Genomic DNA, 22,039 nt, shown 5'->3' with positions numbered 1-22,039 from the left:
TCCGCCGGGAACGTCCCGCTTCGCGGGACGTTCCCGAAAACCAGGACCAACCCCTACGAACCAGCCCCGCCAGGCTTGACGAAACAGATAGGGGCCCCCCTGAGCCCTGGGCAGGTCACGCCGAATCCGGTAGCAACGCCTGCATTCGGTCTCTACAGTCGCCCCATGGCCACCGAGGACGAGAGCCCAAGTCCGCCAGACATCACCGTGATGCTCAAAGAGCAAACCAGTGCCTGCAAGGCAGCACGCGACGCCATCGCCGCTGGCGGCGAGGTAATGCTGTTCGACGGACGGCCGCCACAGTGGATGGTCTTCGGCATCGCTGCGTCAAGGCTGAGATGGTCGTTGAAGATCGGACTGACGACCCTCGGCCTCGACGAGACCGTGGAGATTCTCCGCGCTCGGGACCGCGACGAGCAACTGCGTACCGGCAACATCGTTGCAGCAGACCGATCTTGGTTCTTCACCCTGTACTTCGACGCCACCGGGACCGAGCTCCTGGCATGCAGCGGTGCCAAGAACGAGCGTCCCCCGCGCAGGAACGCTCAGAAGCTCCAGCTGTAGAGGCCGCCACCCGTGCTCACCGCAGACGCCGCAAGCCGGGCAACTCCTTGCAGGACCGCCAGTAGATCATCGTCGGTCTTGTCGTCCCCGTCCTCAGACCGGAGCCGCGTGGTCCAGCGCCCTGCCAGCTCTTCCAGTTCGGCCGAGGTCGCGTTGGCCAACGCCCGGGTCAACCGCTGCGGCAGAGCGAACACCTCAACGCCATCGTTCAAGGGTGCAGTGACCCACTCCGGCCACGGCCGCCACGCATAGATCTGCTCAAGAGGCGGTGCCTCGGCCGAAGGTTCCTCGAAGTACATGTCCCATTCGGCGATGGCACTGTCCGGCTCGATGAAATGGCAGGTCACGGACTCAAAAGCGTCACCAGGTCCCCGCAGGCGTGTCGCAGCAGCGGTCTCGTCGTCGGCGGCGAGGAAGAACACTATGTCGTGGGCCATCTGAGCATGATGCAGCCTGCCGAGCTGACGCGGGTGGCGGAGATCGAGGTCAGGTGACATCTGTCTCGACCAGTCACATGCGGCTGAACCCCGCTCTGGACTGCACGGCTTCTGTCAGTGGCCTCTGTCAGGATCCCCCGGTCAACATCGTGATCAGGAGAGACCATGGGCACTTGGGACGTCGGCCCCTTCGACAACGACACCGCGGCGGACTTTGGCGGTGACCTTGATGAGGTAGCTGCAGGCGAACGTGAGGGCATCGTCCGCAGTGCGCTCACACGCGTGATCGACACTGCGGCTTACCTCGAAGCACCCGAGTCCGAGGTAGCCGTAGCCGCGGCCGCGCTCGTCGCGGCGCAGTGCCCCGGGGGTGAGCCGGCCGATCCAATCTATGGGCCGAAAGAGCCCCTCCCGGATCTCGCTGGCCTGCGCGATCTCGCCCTTCAGGCCCTCGACCGCATCATGACCGAACCGTCGGAACTGATGGACCTATGGGACGAGTCGGATGGCAGGCCCTGGCGCGCGAACATCCGCCGCCTGCAGAACGTGCTCCTGCCACAGTCATCGGGCGAACAGCTCAGCCTGATCTGACCCACCCCGACCCGCACCCGTCCTACCCGGAAGGTCACTATGAGCTGGGACGTCCTTCTCATGCGTCTACCCGCCGACGTCACCTCTGTACACGAGATCCCCGCTGACTACACCCCGGAGCCGCTCGGCCGGCGCGACGACGTACGCGCAGCTGTCACTCAGGCTTGCCCCGAAGCTGACCTCTCGGACCCAGCCTGGGGCGAGCTTTCCGGCCCGACTTGGTCCGTCGAACTCAACATCGGGTCGGAAGATCCGGTGGACTCGATCATGCTCCACATCCGGGGCTCCGGCGGCGGCGTGCTGACGGACGTCTTCCGTCTTGCCGAGGCTCTGCGGTGCAAAGTGCTCGACTGTGCGAATGGGGACCTGATAACCCCTGGGCATACGTCAGGCTGGGAGGAATTCCAGGAGTACCGGGATCGAGCGCTCGGACCCTCTCAGTGATACCCCCTGGTCGCAGCACTAGCATCCGGCCCATGCACCCTGAATCCCGATCGAGCCTTGATGGCCTGCTCCCGCCCGGTCGGATGGTCACATCCGATGAAGGCGACGGAGATCGACAGCCCTTGTGGCTTAGTGACGGGCCAGCCGCTCCTGAGCTGTGGACGCGGATGCACACCGAACACCCACGTTCCGGCTTGTGGCCGCTGCTCCTCGACGCGCTGGACCCGAACGATGGCGAGTTCCGCCCTTGGGCGTCCGGGGAGGTCTTCCCCGAGCAGATGTCCTCCCCGGCAAGCCATGATCCTGCCGACCTCCTCGCACACTGGTGGGCGACCTACACGGCCGTCGATGAAGACGACGACATGCTCGACGTCAAAAGGCGCCTCGCTGTTACGGCCCCCTTCGGACAGGTATGGCCCGGCCTTGCGGCCAGCCGCGAGACGGTAACGAACCCTGAGCAACTGGCCTCAGAGTTCGCGCAGGCGTTCCTCACCGACTGCCCGCGGACCCGTCTTGGACTGGTTGCCGCCCCATCCGGTGCCGAGGCGCTGACAGCCGTGGGCTGGGCTGGCCCCTGCAACTACGAAAACGACACTGCGAAATTCTCTGCGGTCGTCCGCGATTGGGAAAACCGATTCGGAGCCCGTGTCGTTGCGGTCGGGTTTTCCACGCTGCACCTCAGCATCGCCGCGCCACCGGTGAGCGAGCATGAGGCTCTGCTCGTTGCAGCCGAGCACTTTGCGTTCTGCCCTGACAACATCTGGCAAGGCAGCAGACCGTACACACTGGCCGCGTATGCCGAGCGGATCACTGGCGCCCACCGCTGGGATTTCTGGTGGGACTGATCCGCCATCCGGTGGGTGACGGCGCACCTGATTGGTCGCGACGGAGTCGGTCATCGGGGGCGACGGGGCAGCGGGGTGACAGCGCGGGCATCGTGAAGGGCGGCGCGCAGGAGGCCGTTGTCGATGCTCAGGCGTTGGATGGCAGCGATGGCGAGTTCGAGCTGTTCGGCGAGGTCGCGGTTGGTCCGTCGCAGCCGGGCGTTGTCGGCCTGGACTTTGCTGTAGGCGTCGGCTGCGGTCGTGCCGCTTGGCGTGCGCGCGATGGCGGCCAGCTCGGCACAGATGTCCGGGTAGTTGCGGCGGAAGGTGGTGTTGGCGAGGCCGAGGCGGGTGGCGAGGGCCAGCACGCTCGGACGTCGGCCGGTCTCGGCGGTCAGGCTGTCGATGGAGGCGTGGACGTCGGTGCGGCTCGGCAGTGGGTGGCGGTGGGCGGTCACTGGGCGGCCCCATTGGCGGTGAGAAAGGCGTGGATCGCGTCGCGGCGCCGGGCCAGGCCGGCGTGCAGCAGCGGTGGGAGGACAGGGCGGCCGCGGAGCCAGTGGTCGATGCGGTCGGCCTCGGCGGCAAGGGTGGTGGTGTTGTCGGCAGTCAGCGCAACGTTGCGGCATTCCAGCGGTTGGCAGTCATGCGGAACTGGACCCGCTCGGCCTCCGGGGGCGGAGCGGGGGCGGCACAGCGCCTTGTCCGGGTTGAAGACACAGGTGACGTAGGCGCCGGGGCAGCGACGACCGCGACGGCCAGAGCCAGGGCCGCGATCGTGTCGGTGGTGGTCATGGAGCAGGACGCTATCGCCACCACACGTCACAGGTCAGCGCCCTGGAGATATGGCCATCGACGGGGGACGTCGTTCAAGGTGGGGCGATGAGCACACTGCGACCCGGTGACATCACCGACGAGATGATCCAGGCCATGGACACGGCCAAGCGGCACGGACTGCAGAAGGACTTGCGGGCCCTCGCCGCCAACATCCGTGCCGATGCCGTAGGCCGCTACGAGGGCGCGGAGCCCGGGTGGCAGGCCGGAGTCGAGTGGACGCTGCTGTGGATCGAGAACACCGCCGCCCAGCTGACCGAAGGCCGGCCGTAGGCAGCGGCGTCGGTGAGCGTCAGGGGGTGTCGCCGGAGTAGTGGAAACGGCACACCACACCCGGCCCGCCCGCCGGGCGGGCTCCCCGGGTCGGGGGTCGTACAGCGCGCGGCCGCCGGGCCAGCGGCCCAGCTCGGTCATCAGGGCGACGCCGTCCTCTATCTCCTCCGGCCGCCAGCCGGTGATGTCGAGCAGCAGTCCGTCCAGCGGTCCGCCGACCAGGGCGGCGTACGTCTGGTGCGGGAGCGGGCCCGGGTTGGGGTCGTCGTGGTCGTGGTCGTAGACCCGGCCGCGCAGCAGCTGCTCGTCACCGTCGTTCATCCGACCAGCCACCACCGACAGCGTGAGGTCGGCGGCGCCCGATCGTCCCGCCCCTCACGTACGCGGGCGTCAGACGCAGGGCAGACGGTCGGTGACGGGCCAGTCGATGCGCACCCCGCGGCGGATCAGCGCGGTGATGCTGTCGACCTGGCATGTGGGCGGCTGGTCCTGGGTGAAGCGGCGCAGTGCCCGGTGCACGCCGTCGAGCAGTTGGCCGTCGGCCATCGTGGGCGCCTGCTTCTGCAGTTCGTCGAGAAGCTGCCCGCCGCGCGCCGCACGGGACAGCGCGGCGTCGGCGAGCGGTCCTTCGGCGAAGCCGTTGCGTACGTACAGGCCGGGCTCGATGAAGGTCATGGTGACGGTCCTCGCCCGGCTGATGAAGACGGTGCTCGTTGATGTCGTACGGTCGGGATGGTGAGGGCTACCGGAGAGCGATGACATTCGCTTCCGCCGGGGGCCGCTTCCCGCCTGGCGGGCACCAGAGAAGAAGTTGGTCCGCTGCTCGCGTCCGGCGGGACGTGCGGCCGGGCGGTGACGGATCCCGCACCGTGTTGACCGGAAACGCGCTGTTCGGTTCTCCTGGCATTCCCCACGATGAGCGCGTGTCCAAGGTGAATCCCAAGGAGCTGTCGAGCCAGTCCCTCTACCGCAGTGCCAGCGGTCGTGGGCCACTGGTCACCATGTCGAGTGAGGCCGTGCAGGCCGTGGAACGTTTCGCGTGGTACTCCGATCAGGTCCGGCAGCACATCTTCCCGATCACGCTATCAACCCCGTACACCTCAGACTTCCGTTCTGAGGTGTCGGCGCTCCAGCTCGGCGCGATGCAGGTTGTGCACTTCACGTTCCCTCCGTTGCAGGCAGCGCGTACGGCACGGCATATCCAACGTCTTGATCCCCAGGGCTACCAGTTGGGGTGGATACGCCGCGGGGTCATGGGAGTCACCCAGCTCCGCAACGACGCCTTCATCGGCACGGGCGACATGGTCTTCTTCGACACGTCCCACCCCCTGGAAGCCGAGATACGGGACGAGGGTGCCATGGCCGAGATAACCGTGCTCCGTATCCCGAAGAGCGCCTTACCCCTCCCAGTCGCGCAGGCCGACCGTCTCCTCGCACGACGACTCGCCCCTGACGGGGTCAGCGGTTCCCTGCTGCAACAGCACCTGAACACCCTGACCGCACGCGCGTCTGAGCTCGGGCCGGCGGAAGCTCACCGCCTGGGCACCATTACCGCCGACCTCGTCGCCTCCTTCGCCGCCGACCGGCTCGACAGGGCGGAGCTCTTGCCGTCGGAAACCCGCACCACAATGCTGCGCGCCCAGATCAACGCCTTCATCAACCGCCATCTCGGCGACCCCGAACTCCGGCCGACGGCCATCGCCGCCCACCACCACATTTCCCTGCGGTCCCTCCACGCCCTGTTCCAACAAGAACCGTCCACGGCCGCAGCAACAATCCGGCACCGGCGCCTGGAACGCTGCCGCGCCGACCTCGCCAACCCCAGGATGCGCGATCAGCCGATCGCTGCTCTTGCCGCCCGCTGGGGGCTGCTCATACCCGCCGAATTCAGCCGGGCCTTCAGGGCTGCGTACGGAATGAGCCCGAGCGAGTACCGCGCGGAGGCAACTTGTCTCCAACAGTCCGCATGGGATCACAAGCCACTGTGCACGCGTCCACAAGCTGATCCATCGGGCCGACGGCACGATGAAGGCTCCCCGCCCCAGCCAGCAACTGAGCCACCGGGCGCAAGGGAAACGCCACTTGCACCCGGCTCGTGAACCACATCGGTTTGGGCATAACCCCTCGCGGAGAGGCAAACTGTTGAAGCTGACACTTCGAAGCACTGTCACGGCCACGGCACTCACGATGGCCGTGGGCCTCGGCATTGGCGGGGCGGCCGAAGCCGCGCCCGCGTCTGCGTCGGCGCTGACGTGTGGGACCCCGCAGTACTTCTCGACCAGCCAGAACGCCGGCGGGTCCATCCGGTGCACTGGCAGTGCGTTCGTGGCGAGGGCCGTCTGCTACAAGCCGAGCTACGGCAAGTACATCCACTACGGAAACCGAGTGGAGGGCGGGGGGACTTCGACGGTCTGGTGTGACACCGACGCGACCGTCCAGGTGATCACCGGACTCGCCTCCTGACGCTCGACCGCTGACCGGTTGTCTGGCCCCGGGCCCCGGCGAACCCGGAGGTACTGGGGCCAGCTATCGCAGCCGCTTCCGGGGGCACCCCAGGCGCCCACATCACGGTCGAACCGGCGCCGAACTCGCGCGTCACCACGGCTCGGTGAGGACCCGCAGCGCCTGTTCGCTCCATACCCGGCCGGAGCGGTGGACATCGCGTCGCACGACCGTACATCGTCGACATCGCGTCGCACGACCGTACATCGTCGACATCGCGTGCGCGCACCGGATGCCGGGTGGTCCCACTCCCCCGTCGGCCAGTGCCGACGGAGTGGGCTCCACTCCCACCCGGTGGACATCGCGGTGGGCTCCACTCCCCACTCGATGCGCACCACGATGGAGTCCACTCACACTGGGTACCGCGCCACGATGGGCTCCACTCTCCGGTTGGCATCCTCGTCAGCGGTTGTGGCCCGCTCCCTTGCCCGGATCGGGCTGCGTCGTGTGGTGCTGCTGACGGGCGGGGTCGGCCACGTCCTTGGCCGGCTGTTTGGGCTGCTGTCCGTCGGCGACGATGCGGCTCCGGGCTTCGGCGGCCTGCGTGAAGGCGGCCAGCCGGGCGAGGTTCTTCGGGGTGTGCAGCCACGTCGCCGGGGCGGTCGTACGGCCCTCGAGGTACTCCTCCGGCATCGCGGCCTGCTGATGGGCCTGGACGGCGGCGGCCCGCTGCGCCGGAGTGAGGACGGCGTCCCGGTCCGGGTGGTCGACGGCGTGCGGCGCCGCCTGGTCGTGATGGTCATCGGCGCGCGCGGTGGCCGACGTGGTCGCGGCCAGCGCTTCGTCCCGCGCGCCGGAGAGGATCCGGGCGTCGCGGATCGCGTTCTGCAGGGCGAGGCTGGCGACCCGGGCCCGCTCGTACCGGGACGACTCCCGCGGCGGCTTCCCGTCGATCCCGGCGACCCACCACCGGTGCGGCCAGGCGAAGTCCGCGGTGTAGGTGACCTGGTCCGGGGCCGGGCGGCCGGGCACGGGGACGGTGAGCTGACGGGCGTGCCGGGACAGGGCCGCATCCGCGATGTAGTCGTCCAGGCCGCGCGTGAAGCCACGGCCGCGCAGCGTCTCCAGCAGGTGCCGGCGCGCTTCGGCCAGGACGTGGCGGCGGGCGAAGGCGCGGCGCACCGTGAAGACGACCGCGGCGACGTCGACGGCGGCGAGCGCGGTGTCCACCACCGGCCTCACCCGGGCCCGGATCGCTGTCCCCGCCGCCTGGCATCGCTCCAGCAGCCCGTCGACCATCTCCTTGCCGAAGCGCAGGATCGCGGAGGCCCGCCACCACGCGCGCAGCTGCTCCAGCGGCTTTGGGGTCTTCTTCGCCCGGCGGGTGTCCTGCGCCGCCCACCACCCCAGACCGTGACGGGCGCGTTCGTCGGGCAGCCGCCCGTGCTTCTTGACGTACCCGTCGGTGATGCCCACCAGCGCCTGGTCGATCTGCTCGCGGCGGGTGGACGACCAGTCGATGAGGTCCTGGCCCACCCCGGCCACCTCCATGACAGGGCGCAGGCCCGGCGTCACCTCCCGGGGCGCGGTCGCCAGACCGAGCTCCTCGCACACCTCTGTGGTCATCGCGAGGGTGTAGAGCGTCCCGGCCGCCACGACATGCTGGTAGAGACGGCGGGTGTCGAGCGCGCCCCAGGTGCCGTCCGGGCGCTGCGCCCGGTTGAGGATCAGGCAGTGGTCGTGCAGGAGCGGGAAGCCGTCGCGGTTGTCGAAGTGCCTCCACCGCGAGACCACCAGGGCCGGCGCCTTCGCGCGTTTGCGGCCTGACGACCACCGGGTCTGTGCGACCTCATCCTCCAGCCAGCGCAGCACCGTCTCGATGGCTTTCTCGTGTGCCCGCTCGATGACGCGCCGGGTGCGGTCGTCGCCCAGCGCCCACAGCACGATCAGGGACGCCTGCGGCCGGAACACGAAGTCGAGGGCGAACAAGGGGGTCGCCTTGCGCCTCTCGATCTCTTCGACCGGCTGCCCCAGGACGGTCGCCAGCTGGGCCGTCTCCGGGACGGCGCGCCCTACACCGTCCTCGCGACCTGGATCGCCCGCGGGGCGATCGAGACGTCCCGGCGGCTGGAGCTGGGGGACGAGATGGCCACCCGGTTCACCGACCCGCGGGTCGAGGCGCGCACCTTCGCGCCCCTCGTGCTCGACATGCTGGTGGCCGCGGGGGACCTCAAGGCCGGCTGGGTGGACGCGTTCGAGCACTGGTACCCGGCGGAGCAGGATCTGCGCGGCCACGACGAAACGCTCGGCTGGCTTCACGCGGTGGCACACGGCGCGGACCTGCTTGCCAGCTTCGGTTGCCACCCCGAGGTGGCGCCGGTGCGGATGCTGGACCTCGCCGCCGCGCGGCTGACGGCGCCCACCGACCACGTCTACGACCAGATGGAGGACGACCGCCTGGCCCGGGCGATCGCCCGGGTCCTCACCCGCACCGACCTGAGCGAACGCGACGCCGTCGGCTGGCTGGATCCGATCGCCGACCGCTTCGGGGCCGACCGCATCAGCACCCCGGTGCCCGCCCACATCAGCAACTGCCTGCGCACCCTGCGCCTGCTCTACATCCTCGCCGACCGGGGCGTGCGCCCCGCCAGCGAACTGCCCGCGGAACCCCTCCACCACCGCGACGTGGTCAAGTCCGGCATCGCCACCGTCCTCGACCGGATCGTCAGACGCTGACCGACGGCACCCGGTTCTGCGCCACCAATCAGGCACCCCGCTGGCTCTTCCCCAGCCGGCCCGCCCCGACCACCTTTCCGCGCTCATGGACGGGATCGGTGTCCCGGTCGCAGCCGCCCGCGGTGCCGCCATCCGACTGCAGCTCCTCGAACTGCCTGCCCCGTCGTCGCGAACGCTCTCGGCTACCACGACAGGGGCACCAACCGCCTCGTCAAGGAGACCGGCGGGACGCGGAGCCGTACGCCGCTGACGATCACACAAGGTCACCAGTCGGTCGGACTTCTCGGAGAACTGGCGACAGTTGAATACGCGACCTCCCCAGTAAACCGAGGCCGGAACACTCCGGGGCCGGAAGATGGCGTGAGCCCCGCGCTCGTCCTGGCAGCCGTGTGATCGATGGGCAACCATTCCTGCGACCTGATGGTCATGTCCGTGCCACCCGCGTACCGGGTGGGCATTGTCAGCTCCGCCTCGGGACGTTCCTGAGGCGCTGGAACATGGGGAAACGCCTTCATGCATCACTGCACCACCGTGGCAGGCTTCGCCGGGGCCCTTGCCCTGTCTGCGCTCACGATTCCGGGGGCCGCCCAGGCGGATGACTTCTCGGGCGACATCAGGATCACGAAGGTGGTCGTCAACGGAGGGAAGGACATCGTCCTGGGGACCACGGACGTGAAGACGTTCACCATCGCGGTAACCGCCACGGACGATTCGGGCATCGAGGTCGGAAGGACCTTCCCGGTCATGTGGCACACGCCCCTCCCGAACGGCGACTATTACGGTCTCGTGATCCCCGACAACATCGCGGGCAAGTGCGTGCGACAGAGCTTCACCACGACCACCTGCACCTACACCCTGAAAATGAACCCGCGCATCCACCCCCAGGACAACACCACGGCCGGGACCTGGACCGTGAGAGCCCACGCCCTGGCCAACGACGGTGACTACATCACCAAGGATTCCGTCGCCAAGGCGAAGGTCCTGCGCAACTCCAGGCTGACGGTCAACGCCTCGCCGGAACCGGTGAAGAAGAACAAGACGATCACCGTCACGGGTGCCCTGACCCGCGCCAACTGGGAGACCTACAAGTACGGGGGTTACACCAGGCAGCCGGTTAGGCTCCAGTTCAAGAAGAAGGGCACGAGCACCTACAAGACCCTCAAGACCGTCACGACGGACAGCAAGGGCAACCTGAGGACGACGACGAAGGCCACGGCGGACGGCTACTTCCGCTACTCCTTCGCAGGCACGTCCACCACCCCGGCGGTCGCCTCCGCGGCGGACTACATCGACGTGAAGTAACCCTCGAGAAGGTCATCTATCCTCCAGCAAGCGCAGAAGGCCCAGGCCGGAGACCCTTCGGTCTGGGCCTTCTTGAGCCCTGACTGTTTCCCGGCCGGCGGGCCGGTCAGCCGCTGCATCCCTTCGCGCTCTCCAAAATGATCGATGATCTCGGCGTCCCCCCAAGACTGCCAGCCGCACCGCAGCAATCCGAAAGCAGGCCCTGGGACGTCCGCCTCCGTCGCCACCCCTGTCTGCCACAGCGTCCTCACATCCCACTTCGCATGCGAGTTCGGTGGAACCCGGAACCAGCCTGCCTTCGGCGACCACACACGGTCATTAACAGGGTGGGTTCCATGGTGAATTGGCGACAGTTGAATAAGCGAGCCCCCCAGTATCAAGCCCTAGGTCCAGCTCGGTCAGGCGCCGGTAGTACTGTCCTTGGGCGTGCGAGCCCGGGCGGCGGATCGGGCGGCGATGGCCGCGGCGTATGCCATCCAGTCCCCACCACTCGCTCGTTGCCAGGCGACGGCCACACTGATGTGGACGCCGAGCATCTTGGCCAACTGTCCTGCGGGCAGTTGCTGGGCGAGCGCGAAGAGCGCAGTGTTGCGGCCTTGGCGTGTCTTGACACCGATCGCGCGAAGACGTCGCAACATCTGCGACTGGTGGATCGGCTGGCCGGCACTGCGTCCCGGAAAGATCCAGTCGCTCTCGTGCTGGAGCACTGTGTGGGGGGCTCGCGCGGCTATGAGGTCCAACATGAGGGCATCCAGCGGTGCTGGCAGTCGGATGGGCCGCTCGCCGAGACTGAGCAGCACGCTGTCGCCGTCCTTGGTGACTCTGTCGGTGGTGAGGCGGTGGATGCCGCTGGCGTTCTGCGCGTAGAGCAGCACGAGGAGACCAGCGACGCGGTCTGCGGTGGGCAGGCTGTCGTTGTGCAGAAGCTGGCGGGCGACGGCCCAGCGCGCGTCCTGGTCGTGTGGGCCGGCCGGGCCGGTCCAGCGGATTGCCGGTGCCTTGACGCCAGCTGGGGCATACCGCTGCCGTGCCGCCCACCGGATGAAAGCAGAGCACCGCTTCGGGTGCGGCGGCTCGGAGTTGAGGTAGCTCTCGACCGCCGTCTGAGTACAGCCGTGCAGAGACGCGCCCCGACCCTCCAACCAGTGCAGAAATGCGTCGGCTGCGACGAGATGGACCCGGACATTCTGGGTCTGCTGCACCCTGGCGGGCTTGCCGTTCAGGCGCCCGCGCAGTCGTCGCATCAGGTGCCAGTCGACGAAGCCGCGCAGGGCTCGTTGGTGCTCGACCAGCCGGTGCGCGGCGACGGCCTTGTCCACTTCGCGCTCAAGTCGGATCAAGCCTTCGTCGCGGAACTCCAGGGCTCCGGCGGAGACCAGCATGGAGCGGAAGTGGTCGAGCGTCTTGGTCTGCGGCATGGTGTCGAGCGCGGCGTGCGTGAGGACCGGGTGCTCGCGCACCAGCGCTGTGATGGTGGCCTGGACGTTCGGCTTCCGCGCCCTGACCGACGAAAACGGCCGCCTGATCTGGATATCCGCCGCCCGGCCCGGCCGCACCCACGACGTCACCGCCGCCCGCCACGACCACGTCCTGGCCCACCTGCGTGCCGCCGGTCTCGGCGCCCTCGCCGACCTCGGCTTCCGCGGCCTGGACAACGATGTACGTGACCCCGTGATCGTCACCGGCTTCACAGCCAGCCGTGCCCACAAGCTCACCCCCGGCCAGAAAGACGCCAATCGTCCAAGTGCGCGCCTCCGCTGCGGCAACCTGCGAGCACCACTCCGGTGACCCGACCCATGCCTTCCGGACAACGACGTACGGGACCCTCGTGAGCTCGGGCGGCTCCGCTGGCAGCGGCACGGCGAACAGCCCCGTTCTTTACGTGCCCTGCGTGTAGTGGGAAGTTGGAGGTCCTGCAGCGCTTGGGCGGCGGGCTCTCCAACTGCTGCAGAGGGGATCGAACATGACCTCGGACCACGACATGCTGTGGCGTCGCTGCGCGTACCTGGGTCGCGTCCTGCTGCCACTACTGGACCAGGAGCTGTGGCGTCAGGATCGCCGCCAAGAGCGGCTGCAGTCCTGGGGCATCGACACGGCGGTGGGGGAACGACTCATTGAGGTCTTCGCGGCCTTAGCCGCCCACGCTGTCGCCGTGGACGCTTCCCTGTCCGCAGCAGAGTTCGAGACCCTGCCCCTCAGCGCCGTGGCCGACGCGGCGACCGGCAAGCAAGACTTCGAACTACTCGCCGGGCTCCCAGACACTTTCGACGACGACCGCGACGAAATCGCTGTCAAAATCTTCCGGCTGTACGCCTACAAGGGCGGCCAGACCAGTCTCCAGCTCCTTCGGCTGAGCACGGAAGTGCGCCATACGTTGACCGTCCTTGCCGCCCGCGAGCCGGTGCCGTCCCCCACGTGCGCAGACATCTTCCGCCAGGCGGACGAGGCCAACCTGCCGCAGTAAGCACACCCGCTCCAAACCGTTGCCGTCGGCAAGACAGCCTGACAGACGATCTACTGCGCAGACTGCCGCCCACGACCAGCGTGAGCACCCCGAGAGCCTGGCTTTATCGAGCAGTAGTGACGTCACTTGTCGATGGGTTTGGGAGGCGCCCCGATCCACGGTCGGGTGATGTTGATGGGTTTGGGAGGCACGGGGGCTCTTGCCAGGGCAGCATCGGGATGCTCTTGGTGAAAGGTGCTGGTCATGCCGCAGATGTCGAAGGTCGAGCTGTACGCGGCGATCCGACGTGACCATCGCGGCGGCATGTCGATGCGGGAGCTTGAGCGCAAGCACGGCGTGACCTGGCGGACGGTGCGCAAGGCGTTGGACTCGTCCTGGCCGGAGCCTCGTAAGAAGCTGCCGCCCCGAGCCACCACGCTGGATCCGTACAAGCCGTTGATCGACGAGATCCTGCGGGCGGATCTGGACGCGCCCCGCAAGCAGCGTCACACGGTCACCCGGATCTTCCACCGGCTGGTCGAGGAGCACGGTGCGGACGTCTCCTACGGGGTGGTGCGCTACTACGTCGCCGGCCGCAAGCCAGAGATCCTGGTCGAGTCCGGCAAGGCACCGCTGGAGGCATTCGTCCCGCAGACTCATCTGCCCGGTCACGAGGCAGAAGTCGACTTCGGTGACGTGACCGTGCGGCTGGCCGGCGAGCTGGTGACCTGTTACCTGTTCTCCTTCCGGCTGTCGTACTCGGGCAAGGCCGTCCACCGCGTGTTCGCTTCCTGCGGCCAGGAAGCCTTCTTCGAAGGCCACGTCCATGCGCTGCGGACACTGGGCGGAGTGCCAAGGACCAAGGTCCGCTACGACAACCTGAAGGCCGCCGTCGCCAGGGTGCTGGGGCAGAGCCGGGCGAGAACAGAGGCCGACCGGTGGATCGCCTTCCGCTCGCACTTCGGCATCGAAAGCTTCTACTGCCGGCCCGGCATCGAAGGCGCCCACGAGAAGGGCGGGGTCGAGGGGATGATCGGCTACTTTCGCCGCAACCATTTCGTTCCCGTCCCCGAGGTCTCCTCGCTCGCCGAGCTGAACGAGATGGTCGAACAGTGGGACCGGCAGGACGACGCCCGCCGCATCGGGTCCAGGCCCAAGACGGTCGCGGAGTACTTCGCCATCGAGCAGCCGCTGCTGATGCCGCTGCCCGAGGAACCGTTCGAGACAGGCCGATTGTTCACTCCGCGGGTCGACCGCTACGGCCAGATTCCGGTCCGCACCAACCGCTACTCGGTCCCGATCCGGTTGATTGGCAAACGCGTGCGGGTCGTGCTGCACGCCTCTCATCTGGTGGTTTACGACCAGAACGTGGAAGTGGCCCGTCACGAGCGGCTGATCGCGAAGGGCGCCGTCCGTCTGGACCTGGACCACTACCTGGAAGTCCTGGTCCGCAAGCCCGGAGCCTTCCCCGGCTCCACCGCACTCGAACAGGCCCGCTCCGCAGGCAGGTTCACCCCAGTCCACGACGCCTGGTGGGACCAGGCCCGCAAGATCCACGGGGAGCGGGACGGCACCCGGGCCCTGATCGAAGTCCTCCTGCTGGGGCGTCATCTGCCTCATGAGCATGTCGTCGCCGGGCTGGCCGCGGCTCTGCGGGCCGGTGCCATGACCGCGGACGCGGTCGCGTTGGAGGCCCGCAAAGCCGCCCAGGCCGAGACCGAACCCGCCTCCGCTGTTGCTGGCCGGCTGGTCTCCGGCACGCAGTCGGCAACGGTGACGTCCCTGCACGAATGGCGGCTCGCACACCTTCCACCGGACACCAGGCCGCTGCCCTCGGTGACCCCCTATGACCAACTGCTCCGACGCCGCCGCACCAGCGGCAGCAACCACCCTGAGGGAGAAGCACAGTGACCACCCTGCCCCGCCAGCGAGGCTTGACCGAGCAGGCCGCCGACGCCGCCATCGACAGCGCCTGCCGCCTGTTGCGGCTGCCCTCGATCCGCAACGAGTTCTCCGACATCGCCGACCGGGCGCTGAAGGACCAGATGAGCTACCGCGGCTTCCTGGCCGAACTGCTGATGGCCGAGTGCGACGACCGGGCCCGCCGCCGATCTGAGCGACGGATCAAGGCGGCGGGCTTCCCGCGGGAAAAGTCCTTGCGGTTATCTGGGGTTCATCTGTGCCTGTCTGGAACGTCAGTCAGCGTGGGGTTCACTCGTTTTGGTGGTCGTTGGCGTTGCGCTATCCGGGGTGGCCCGACAGCGTCGGTGACGTCGGCAACATGGCGCCGTGCCAGTGCAGAGAATCGAGTTGGGTGATGGGCGGACGTGGACGGTGGTCGGTTCCGACTATCTGCCGATCGTGCCCGTCGAGGAGTTCTTGGAGTTCCTGCGCGTCGGCCGAGATGCGTCGCCTCACACCCTCCGTTCCTACGCCGCGTCGCTGAGCGCGTGGTGGGACTACCTGGATGCAGCCGGGCTGGCGTGGGACGAGGTGACGCTGCCGTCGTTCTTGCCGTTCCTGACGGTGCTGCGGACCGGTGATCCAGTCGGGGTGCACCGTTTGCAGGGTGCTGGTGCCCCCGAGGGCGGCGGGGTGGCGGAGTCGACGGTGGGGCTGCGGGTGGCGGCGGTGCTGTCGTTCTACCGATATCACGCGGATGTGCACGGGGTGGCGGTCGCCGGGCGGCTCTACCGGATCGGCGGGCGGCGGGCCCGCAGCCGGTACGTCAGGGCCCTGGCTCACCTGGACCGCGGAAGTGACCATGTGAGCCCTGCGGTGCGCGTCCGGACCCGCGGTCGCGGGCCAGCACCGGTGCTCACGCCGGCACAGGCCGAGGCGATCCTCGACGGATGCGCGCGCTTCGACGCCGTCTCTGGGCGGTGGTCGGGATCGGTACGCGATCGGCTGCTGTTCGCGACTCTGAGCGAGACCGGGATGCGGCTGGGTGAATGCCTGTCGCTCAAGCACTGCGACTGGCACGTCGGCCGGGGCGGGACCCCGTTCGTCGAGGTCGTACCACGGCAGGACCACCCAGCCGGCGTGCGGGTGAAGAACAGCCGGTTCCGCCGCATCTACATCAGCGACGACCTGGAGCGTCTGCACAGCGAGTACGTGTGGGAACTGTGCGACGCCGACGCCCATCGGGCGGTGGACCTGGAGAACTGGTGGGTGTTCGTCAACCTGCGTCGCGGCGAGTGGCTCGCGCCGCTGCGGCCGGAGACCGTCTACGACCTGGTCGACGGTCTCAAGCGCCGACTGGGGAAGGCGGTTCCGTCGGCCTGGACACCGCACTGGTGGCGCCATACCCACGCGACCGCTCTGCTGCTGTCCGGGGCTCACGAGCACGTGGTGATGCGGCGGATGGGCCACGCCGACGTGCAGACCACGCTGACCCTCTACGGCTGGGTCACCGAGGACGCCGAGTTGAAAACCCTGGCGAACTGGAAGTCATTCACCACCAAATGGCGGGGGCTGGAAGGAAGTTCGGCATGAACGACCATCGCATCCTGTCAGTTCCTGCTCACGGGTCGACCGCCCCGGACCGGTCCGCCCAGAGCGCCGCGCTGATCGACGGACTGGACCCGGTGTTCGCCGGGCCGCTGTTCGACGGACGTGACCCGAAGCTGGCCGGGGTGTTCATGCGGGGATCGCGGCAGGTTCGGCTGGACATCACCGCCCTGCCGCTGGTCATGCGCCGCGAAGTCGGCTGGTGGCTGGCCACCTGCGCGCGAACCGGCGAACGCCAAGCCCACGCCAGCGAATGGAACCGCTGGGCGGTCACCGCCGCCGACGTCATCGCACGCCACCCGCACGTCGCCTCCTTCGCCGACCAGCCACTGACCGAGTGGATGACCGCCTGGGCCCGGAGATTCCACGCCGACCGGGGCCGGATGCCCGCCCCCGGGCATCGCCTCCGCGCCGAGCACGCTCTTCGCGGCATGCTGGAGCGGCTGCTGCGGCAGTACGCCAGCAAGGTCGCCTGGTGGCGGCACGACATCTGGTCGCTGCGGCTGGACCCGCGCATCCCGCGGCGCGAGCACGAGCCGCGCGCCAACACCGCCGTCCGCTGGGGCGACATCACACCGGTCTGGCTGCGCGAGGGCACCAAGTTCTACCTCCGGCTGCAGATGGAGTCCGGACAACTGACCTGGTCGACGGTGATGCAGCACCGCGTGAACACGGCACGCTTCGCCGCGTTCGTGGCCGAACGCAGAATCGACCACCCCGCCCTCGCGGACGGCTCTGAGCGGAGCCTGCGTACACTCGCGCTGGACTTCGGCACATTCCTGCACCACTGGCAGCGCGAGACGCCGGGCCGAGCCGAGGTCGGCGGCAGCCTCCAGCCGAGGACGATCAACAAGAACCTGCAGACGATCGACCTGTTCTACCGGGTCATGACCGACTGCCGCACCGAGGCCGCCGAAGCCCTGGACGATAGCCGGTGGCTGGCGCTCACCGACAGCCACGCCCGCATGTTCCGCCCCGCCGACCGGCCCCGGCAACGCGAGGTCCGCGAGGCCGACGAGCGCAACTACATCAACGACACCGATCTGAGCAGCATGCTCACCCACATCGAGCTCCTCGGCCTGCCGACCGTGCAGACCCGCACAGTCGTCCGCGCCGCCCGCCGGGTCGAGCTGACCGGACTCGGACATCCCGCAGTCATGCGGGCCTGGCTCATCCAGGCCATGACCGGCCGCCGGGCAAGCGAAGTACTCATGATGGACTTCGAACCGCTCTCCGACATCCCCGGCCTGGACGCCGCCGCGGTCCCCGAGGGAGGGATGGTCGCCCGGCTCCGCTACCAGCAGACGAAGATCGACGCTGCACCGAACACCATCCTCGTCGGCCGCGACGTCGTCGAGATCATCCGGGAACAGCAGGCATGGGTGCGCGAGCACTGGCACCTGGGCCCCGCCGGCACCATCCGCTACCTCTTCCCCAAGACCACCGGCAACCGGCACGGCACCAAGTCCTGGGAGACCAGCAACTACAACCACGTTCTGAAGGACTTCAGCCACCACCTGGACCTACGCGACTCCCGAGGCGAGCTTCTCCTCTACTCGCGAAGCCACCGGCTCCGCCACACGAAGGCGACCACCCTGATCAACGCGGGAGCCCCCATCCACGTCGTCCAGCGCTACCTCGGCCACCTCTCTCCGGAGATGACGATGCGATACGCGGCGACCCTCGCAAGCACCGCCGAGCGCGAGTTCCTCGCCCTGGCCAAGATCGGGCGCGACGGCAGAGAGATCGGCATGGACCGCCGCGACATGCTTGACCTCGTGCAGCTCGACCGCCGAACCGACCGCATCCTGCCCAACGGCTACTGCCTGCTGCCGCCCACCCGGTCCTGCGACAAGGGAAACGCCTGCCACGGCTGCGACCACTTCGCCACCGACCGGACCTTCCTGCCGGACATCCAGCGCCAACTCGCCGAGACACAGTCCCTGGTCGCCACCCGGCAGGCCCGGCACACCGAGCGCTACGGCGAGCCGATGAGCGGGACCAACGTCTGGATGGAACAGCGCGACGCCGAGATCCGCAGCATGCAGCTGGAGATCGTCGCCCTCGAAGCCCAGCCAGCCGACAGCACCACCGTCGTCCGCGGCGCCGGCGTGCTCGGTCGCACCGGCTACCAGAACGCCGCCAGCGCATCGGACAGCAAAGGGGCGTCACGCTCATGAGCGAGCGACTGAACGAAACGGCCCCGGAAGCTGCGCCTCCTGCTGACCGGAGGATCGCCGCCCTGCGGCAGGCCGCCCAGGACAAGCACCAGCAGGCCGTCCAACGAGCGGAGGCGGGCATCCGAAGGCTGATCAAGGAGGGCGAGGAGATCAACTTCCGGGCAGTCGCTCGTGCGGCAGGGGTCAGCCTGGACTTCCTCTACGCCCACACAGACCTGCGCAAACGCATCGAAACCCTGCGCGGCCAGCAACGGACCGAGGACCGGCCTGCCCCCCAGGCGCCCTCAGCCGACGACGGCACGGTCATCCATACCCTTACAGAAGCCCTTCGTCGTGAGCGCACCACCCACCGCGAGCGCCTCCAAGAACTCGAACAGCGACTGGCCGCCGCGCACGGCGAGATCCTGCGCTTGCAACGCGTGATCCAGTCATATGGCCCGGGGCTATGACAACACTTGCCGGCCGGGCCGCAGAGCCTACGATTCCGAGCGCAACCCAAGAACACTGTGTTGCACCACGCCCGAGGGAAGATCGCTCTTTCCCGAAGCCCGGGCAGTCAACTCCACGAGACCGGCACGGAGGTCGGCGGCGGGCTCACCAAGGACGATCGCGCTGATGATCAGCTCCATCATCAGACAGTCGTACTCGTCGCCCATGCTCCGATAGCGCTCCCCATCGGCCTCCACCACAGCAGAGGCGATCCTCCTCCCACCACCAGTCGCGGGGGCGAAGGACGCTTCATAGACGCCGTGACCGGTCCAACTCCGGTGCATGAAAAGGACATCGCCTTCAACGAAGACGTTCCACTTCTCATCCATGTCCCGGGCTGCATATCCGCGCCGGATCCGGTCCCAGTCCTCGTCAGTCCAGACACGCTCCGGCAACTGAGACACCGGCCGGGGCGTGCTGATCGGATGGAGGCGCCGGAACGACTCTCGGGTGAGCGGGGCATCGGCAGTCATGACGTGATCCTACGGAAGCACCACTCCAACAGGACAGCGGATTACCTCCAAGAGCAGGGAACTTGGCGGAGGGTGCCCCTCAGCCGCCTTCCCGACGCGTCCGCAGCGTCCTGAACTGCAGCTTTGCAAGATCCTTCACTACTACCCCAGATAACCGCAGGCGTTCGACTTCGACGCCAACCCGAACATCGACGCGGCGACCATCCACACCCTCGCCAGTTGTGAATGGATCAAGAAGAGCCAGCCGCTGTGCCTGATCGGCGACTCCGGCACCGGCAAGTCCCACATGCTCATCGCTCTGGGCACCGAGGCCGCGATGAAGGGCTACCGCGTCCGCTACACGCTCGCCGCAAAGCTGGTGAACGAGCTGGTCGAGGCCGCGGACGAGAAGCAGCTGAACAAGACCATCGCCCGCTACGGACGCGTCGATCTTTTGTGCATTGACGAGCTCGGCTACATGGAACTGGACCGCCACGGCGCCGAACTCCTCTTCCAGGTCCTGACGGAGCGCGAGGAGAAGAACAGCGTCGCCATCGCCTCCAACGAGTCCTTCGGCGGCTGGACCAAGACGTTCACCGACCCTCGCCTCTGCGCGGCCATCGTCGACCGCCTCACCTTCAACGGCACCATCATCGAAACCGGCACAGACTCCTACCGCCTCGCCAGCACCCGAGCCCGGGCCGAAGAACCTGCCAAGGCTGGCTGATACAGGCACTCACCCGACGGCCCATCTGCCCTCCTGGCCGGCGGGCCGTCCCGCACCGCCTCGCGCTCCACCCCACCAAACAGGTGCCAGGCGAGAGCCGGCCTCACAACGACGCAGGCTTCGAATCCGTTACCAGGCAGGCACGAAGTTCCACGTCGAACGGAAGATTTCACTCGATCTGGAGGTCATGGGGTGGCGGCTCGCCACGCGGGATGCAGCGCGGGATAGAGGCTGACCAGGAGATAACCAGCCCCGATCACGAGCAAAGCCGTGGTGAGGCTGGTCGTGGCGACCAGCAGGCCAGCGCCGAAAATGCCCACCGGCACCGCGGCCACAACCGTGGCCGTGATCGCGCCGGACACGCGTCCTCGGAGCTCCGAGGGAATACGGCTGAACTGGACAGCGGTCAACAGCGGGTTCACTGGTCCAGCAGCGATGCCGGCGAGAGCCATGGTGACGACAAGTGTGGGAGTGCTGGGCATCGCAGCGATGATGAAGAACTTCGGAGCCCCGGAAATCAGCAACGCGCTGGTCAGGATTACGTGCCGGGGGAATCGATGCCCAACTGCACCAAACAGGACCGCGCCCGCCAGGGCGCCGGCGCCGAAGGCGGCGACCGAAAGCCCCAGGGCGAGCGGGTTGTCGAGCACCTGCTCGGCCAAGGTGGGCAGCAGCACGGCGAACAGGGCGTTGTCGGCCATGTTGGCGAACATGAACACCACGAGGATCCGGGGCAGCAACGTGTCCTTGCGGATGAACCGCAGCCCTTCCCTGAGCTCCGCGAAGTACCGCGACGTGCCTTTCGACAGGTGCGGAGCCTTGCGAGGCGACGCTCGGGGCACAGCCAGTCCCACGAGCAGGGCCGATACCAGGAAACTGGCCGCATCCATGTACAGCACAAGGATTGGCCCGAGAGCTGCGACGAGCACGCCGCCGAGTAACCCGCCGGTGAGCTGGGCGAGACGCAGCACTGTCTCGTGCGCGCTCATCGCCCGTTCCAGCCGCATACCGCCGGCCTCGGCCAGGTCGGGCACGAGGGACCGGCGGGCTGTTGTGCCTGGAACGTCGAGCATCGAGCCGACGAACGTGAGGACCAGCAACAGCCAGAACGACAGGTGGCCCAGCATGTACAGGACCGGGATCGCGGCCACCGTCAGGCCGCTGGCCAGGTCGGCATGGACACTGCTGCGGATGAACCCCATGCGGTCCACCAGGGGGCCGCCGAAAAGCCCGGCCAGCACCATGGGAAGGAAGTAGGCGACCCCACTCAGCCCGGCCCGTGCGGGATCACCAGTGGTTTCCAGCACGAACCAGGGAATCGCGATCAGGGCGATCCGGTTTCCCGCGACCGAAACCGCCTCGGCTGCCAAGACAGCGCCAAGCGCTCGCCTTGCCACACGCGTTGACGTGCCTGAAGAAGTCACCTGGTTGCCGACTCCCCACCCATGATGGTGGCCTGGCCAGTCGGAAAGTACCAGTCCATGGGCTCGGCCTGCCCTACCGAAGTGCCCGCAGATACGCCGCTGCCGCCTGGTCATTCTGACGACGGTGTGCGCGGCCATCCGATCGTGGGCATTCCGCCTGATCCACAGTTGGCTACACCGCCAGGTCCTGCTATCCCTTTCGGCCGTATCTCGGCTAATCCTCCACAAGCCAGCCTTCACCGCGGATGGTGCCGTCATTTGTCATCGACATTCAGGCGACGAGAGATCACCAACTGCCTCCCAACCCCATCCACATCTGCTGTTCCTAGAGATGCACAAAGCCAAGAGCCGGACACACCAGCCATTT

At 67.9% G+C, this 22,039-nt stretch carries 21 protein-coding genes and 2 pseudogenes; 16 read left to right on the top strand and 7 right to left on the bottom strand.

What is annotated here, in order from left to right:
* Window positions 1–165: 165 nt before the first annotated feature.
* Entirely contained in the window at window positions 166–564 is a 399-nt protein-coding gene (locus ACIPEK_RS36170) for a hypothetical protein (protein WP_402005188.1), read from the top strand.
* Here ACIPEK_RS36170 and ACIPEK_RS36165 read toward each other — a convergent pair.
* A complete protein-coding gene (locus ACIPEK_RS36165; RefSeq protein ID WP_402005186.1) occupies window positions 546–1,001 on the bottom strand; it encodes a hypothetical protein in 456 nt (151 codons plus the stop codon). The genes ACIPEK_RS36170 and ACIPEK_RS36165 overlap by 19 nt on opposite strands.
* A 165-nt stretch (window positions 1,002–1,166) precedes the next feature.
* Between ACIPEK_RS36165 and ACIPEK_RS36160 the strand changes: the two genes are divergently transcribed.
* A complete protein-coding gene (locus tag ACIPEK_RS36160; RefSeq protein WP_402005183.1) occupies window positions 1,167–1,592 on the top strand; it encodes a DUF4259 domain-containing protein in 426 nt (141 codons plus the stop codon).
* Window positions 1,593–2,203: 611 nt separating this feature from the next.
* The gene (locus ACIPEK_RS36155; protein ID WP_402005180.1) at window positions 2,204–2,881 is read left to right on the top strand and encodes a DUF4253 domain-containing protein; all 678 of its coding nucleotides are present in this window, start codon (window positions 2,204–2,206) and stop codon (window positions 2,879–2,881) included.
* A 50-nt stretch (window positions 2,882–2,931) separates the two neighbouring features.
* Here the strand turns inward: ACIPEK_RS36155 and ACIPEK_RS36150 are convergent, their stop codons facing one another.
* A complete protein-coding gene (locus ACIPEK_RS36150; protein ID WP_402005177.1) occupies window positions 2,932–3,318 on the bottom strand; it encodes a hypothetical protein in 387 nt (128 codons plus the stop codon).
* A 424-nt stretch (window positions 3,319–3,742) separates the two neighbouring features.
* Between ACIPEK_RS36150 and ACIPEK_RS36145 the strand changes: the two genes are divergently transcribed.
* Window positions 3,743–3,967, top strand: coding sequence for a hypothetical protein (locus ACIPEK_RS36145; RefSeq protein ID WP_402005174.1), 225 nt, complete (start codon window positions 3,743–3,745; stop codon window positions 3,965–3,967).
* A gap of 390 nt (window positions 3,968–4,357) precedes the next feature.
* On the opposite strand, the gene ACIPEK_RS36140 is transcribed toward ACIPEK_RS36145, so the two are convergent.
* Window positions 4,358–4,642, bottom strand: coding sequence for a hypothetical protein (locus tag ACIPEK_RS36140; RefSeq protein ID WP_402005171.1), 285 nt, complete (start codon window positions 4,640–4,642; stop codon window positions 4,358–4,360).
* 194 nt (window positions 4,643–4,836) lie between these two features.
* Here ACIPEK_RS36140 and ACIPEK_RS36135 point away from each other — a divergent pair, with 194 nt between their 5' ends.
* Both ACIPEK_RS36135 and ACIPEK_RS36130 read left to right on the top strand, forming a co-directional pair.
* Complete coding sequence (locus ACIPEK_RS36135; protein ID WP_402005168.1) at window positions 4,837–6,066, top strand: helix-turn-helix domain-containing protein; 1,230 nt, start codon at window positions 4,837–4,839, stop codon at window positions 6,064–6,066.
* A gap of 43 nt (window positions 6,067–6,109) precedes the next feature.
* Window positions 6,110–6,430 carry a hypothetical protein gene (locus tag ACIPEK_RS36130; protein ID WP_402005165.1) on the top strand — a complete coding sequence of 107 codons (321 nt, stop codon included), beginning with the start codon at window positions 6,110–6,112 and terminating at the stop codon, window positions 6,428–6,430.
* Between the two features lie 441 nt (window positions 6,431–6,871).
* On the opposite strand, the gene mobF is transcribed toward ACIPEK_RS36130, so the two are convergent.
* On the bottom strand, window positions 6,872–8,380 hold the full coding sequence (mobF, locus tag ACIPEK_RS36125; protein ID WP_402005163.1) for a MobF family relaxase: 1,509 nt from the start codon (window positions 8,378–8,380) through the stop codon (window positions 6,872–6,874).
* On the opposite strand from mobF, the gene ACIPEK_RS36120 reads away from it, so the two are divergent.
* Both ACIPEK_RS36120 and ACIPEK_RS36115 read left to right on the top strand, forming a co-directional pair.
* Complete coding sequence (locus ACIPEK_RS36120; protein ID WP_402005160.1) at window positions 8,300–9,145, top strand: DUF2785 domain-containing protein; 846 nt, start codon at window positions 8,300–8,302, stop codon at window positions 9,143–9,145. The genes mobF and ACIPEK_RS36120 overlap by 81 nt on opposite strands.
* Window positions 9,146–9,658: 513 nt before the next feature.
* On the top strand, window positions 9,659–10,447 hold the full coding sequence (locus ACIPEK_RS36115) for a calcium-binding protein (protein ID WP_402005158.1): 789 nt from the start codon (window positions 9,659–9,661) through the stop codon (window positions 10,445–10,447).
* Window positions 10,448–10,845: 398 nt separating this feature from the next.
* Here the strand turns inward: ACIPEK_RS36115 and ACIPEK_RS36110 are convergent, their stop codons facing one another.
* The gene (locus ACIPEK_RS36110) at window positions 10,846–11,907 is read right to left on the bottom strand and encodes a hypothetical protein (RefSeq protein WP_402005155.1); all 1,062 of its coding nucleotides are present in this window, start codon (window positions 11,905–11,907) and stop codon (window positions 10,846–10,848) included.
* A gap of 10 nt (window positions 11,908–11,917) precedes the next feature.
* On the opposite strand from ACIPEK_RS36110, the gene ACIPEK_RS36105 reads away from it, so the two are divergent.
* The 7 genes and pseudogenes from ACIPEK_RS36105 to ACIPEK_RS36075 all read left to right on the top strand — a co-directional run bounded on the left by ACIPEK_RS36105 (window position 11,918) and on the right by ACIPEK_RS36075 (window position 19,029).
* Window positions 11,918–12,235: a transposase family protein gene (locus ACIPEK_RS36105; RefSeq protein ID WP_402005152.1), complete on the top strand. Its 318-nt coding sequence runs from the start codon at window positions 11,918–11,920 to the stop codon at window positions 12,233–12,235.
* 175 nt (window positions 12,236–12,410) lie between these two features.
* Window positions 12,411–12,911 (top strand): hypothetical protein, encoded by a 501-nt coding sequence (locus ACIPEK_RS36100; protein WP_402005149.1) that lies wholly within the window; start codon window positions 12,411–12,413, stop codon window positions 12,909–12,911.
* 243 nt (window positions 12,912–13,154) lie between these two features.
* Complete coding sequence (gene istA / locus ACIPEK_RS36095) at window positions 13,155–14,801, top strand: IS21 family transposase (protein WP_402005147.1); 1,647 nt, start codon at window positions 13,155–13,157, stop codon at window positions 14,799–14,801.
* Window positions 14,798–15,052 (top strand): annotated as a pseudogene (locus tag ACIPEK_RS36090) (ATP-binding protein); the annotation flags it as partial. The gene istA and the pseudogene ACIPEK_RS36090, both read left to right, overlap by 4 nt.
* A 127-nt stretch (window positions 15,053–15,179) precedes the next feature.
* Window positions 15,180–16,385 (top strand): tyrosine-type recombinase/integrase, encoded by a 1,206-nt coding sequence (locus tag ACIPEK_RS36085; protein WP_402005145.1) that lies wholly within the window; start codon window positions 15,180–15,182, stop codon window positions 16,383–16,385.
* Entirely contained in the window at window positions 16,382–18,580 is a 2,199-nt protein-coding gene (locus tag ACIPEK_RS36080; RefSeq protein WP_402005142.1) for a tyrosine-type recombinase/integrase, read from the top strand. The genes ACIPEK_RS36085 and ACIPEK_RS36080 overlap by 4 nt, the downstream gene beginning before the upstream one ends.
* The gene (locus ACIPEK_RS36075) at window positions 18,577–19,029 is read left to right on the top strand and encodes a DUF6262 family protein (RefSeq protein WP_402005139.1); all 453 of its coding nucleotides are present in this window, start codon (window positions 18,577–18,579) and stop codon (window positions 19,027–19,029) included. The genes ACIPEK_RS36080 and ACIPEK_RS36075 overlap by 4 nt, the downstream gene beginning before the upstream one ends.
* Window positions 19,030–19,056: 27 nt before the next feature.
* Here ACIPEK_RS36075 and ACIPEK_RS36070 read toward each other — a convergent pair whose 3' ends face one another.
* Window positions 19,057–19,542, bottom strand: coding sequence for a hypothetical protein (locus ACIPEK_RS36070; RefSeq protein ID WP_402005136.1), 486 nt, complete (start codon window positions 19,540–19,542; stop codon window positions 19,057–19,059).
* 163 nt (window positions 19,543–19,705) lie between these two features.
* Here ACIPEK_RS36070 and istB point away from each other — a divergent pair.
* Window positions 19,706–20,248, top strand: a pseudogene (gene istB, locus ACIPEK_RS36065) (IS21-like element helper ATPase IstB); the annotation flags it as partial.
* Between the two features lie 185 nt (window positions 20,249–20,433).
* Here the strand turns inward: istB and ACIPEK_RS36060 are convergent.
* Window positions 20,434–21,618 (bottom strand): MFS transporter, encoded by a 1,185-nt coding sequence (locus ACIPEK_RS36060; RefSeq protein WP_402005133.1) that lies wholly within the window; start codon window positions 21,616–21,618, stop codon window positions 20,434–20,436.
* Window positions 21,619–22,039: the final 421 nt, after the last annotated feature.

It is taken from the genome of Streptomyces sp. NPDC088246 (genome assembly GCF_044741025.1).
In the GTDB taxonomy this organism is placed as follows: Bacteria; Actinomycetota; Actinomycetes; order Streptomycetales; family Streptomycetaceae; genus Streptomyces.
The sequence above is the reverse complement of the archived record's forward strand: the minus strand, read 5'-3'. Positions and strand labels throughout refer to the sequence as shown.